1 protein-coding gene is annotated in these 1,324 nt (G+C 60.3%); it reads right to left on the reverse strand.

The window, feature by feature from the left end:
* Nucleotides 1-1,324 (reverse strand): immunoglobulin-like domain-containing protein (locus BFP96_RS31470; RefSeq protein ID WP_256549189.1); only part of this gene is annotated, 1,324 nt, incomplete at both ends.

A 1,324-nucleotide genomic window follows, 5' to 3' on the forward strand; every position in this document is an offset into this window, starting at 1 on the left:
GCGTGACAGTGGTGGTATCGACCACATCAGTAATCGTGGTGACCGCAGGCGTGGTGCTCGGCACCAGGTTTTCAAAGTTGCCGCCGGTTGCGCCGGTAATAGTGGTGCTGACGGTCGAACCGTTAACGTAGACGTCATTGGCCGGGGTATCGACAACCACAGTACCTGTGGACTCACCCGCCTTGATGGTAATCACCGAGCCATTGCTCAAGGTAACGCTCACCGGCGTCTGCGCGGGGTTGTTCAATGTCGCGGTGTAAGTGATCTGACCGCCTTCCGTCACGGTCGAACCGGCCGTCAGGGTGACAGTGGTGGTATCGACCACATCAGTAATCGTGGTGACCGCAGGCGTGGTGCTCGGCACCAGGTTTTCAAAGTTGCCGCCGGTTGCGCCTGTAATAGTGGTGCTGACGGTGCTGCCATTAACGTAGACATCGTTCGGCGGTGTGTCGACCACGACCGTACCCGTCGACTCACCTGCCTTGATGGTAATCACCGAGCCATTGCTCAAGGTGACGCTCACCGGGGTTTGCGCCGGGTTGGTCAATGTCGCGGTGTAAGTGATCTGACCGCCTTCGGTCACGGTGGAACCGGCCGTCAGCGTGACAGTGGTGGTATCGACCACATCAGTAATGGTGGTGACCGCAGGCGTCGTGCTCGGCACCAGGTTTTCAAAGTTGCCGCCGGTAGCGCCTGTAATAGTGGTGCTGACGGTCGAGCCATTAACGTAGACGTCATTGACCGGGGTATCGACAACCACAGTACCCGTCGATTCCCCCGCCTTGATGGTAATCACCGAGCCATTGCTCAAGGTGACGTTCACCGGGGTTTGTGCCGGGTTGGTCAAGGTCGCGGTGTAGGTGATCTGGCCACCTTCAGTCACGTTCGAACCAGCCGTCAAGGTCACGGTGGTGGTGTCGATGGTGTCGGTAATCTGCGTCACGGCCGGGTTAGGGTCGAGGGTCAGTACCAGGTTGTTGCCGCCGGTGATGCCGGTGACGTTGACGCTGATCTGGCTGGCGTCGAGGTACGGGCTGTCGTTAGGCGCCAGGGGCACGTTGACGGTGCCGGTCAGTTGGCCGGATGGGATGGTGATCACCGCGCCGTTGGACAGGGTGATGGTCAAGTCGCTGGTGCCGGCCTGGGTCACGGTGGCGGTATACGTCAGCACGCCCCCGGCTTCGGTGATGCTCGGGGTGGCGCTCAGGCTCAGGGTCGAAGGCTGCAGCGCCAGGTTGCCGTTACCTGCAGAAGCTTGAGCACCATTAAAGGTATTCAGCGTTGCTGTGCCCTGGCCGATAGGGGCGGTGGGAAAGCCGATGGT

This window comes from Pseudomonas sp. 34 E 7 (assembly GCF_900005715.1).
Lineage (GTDB): Bacteria > Pseudomonadota > Gammaproteobacteria > Pseudomonadales > Pseudomonadaceae > Aquipseudomonas > Aquipseudomonas orientalis_A.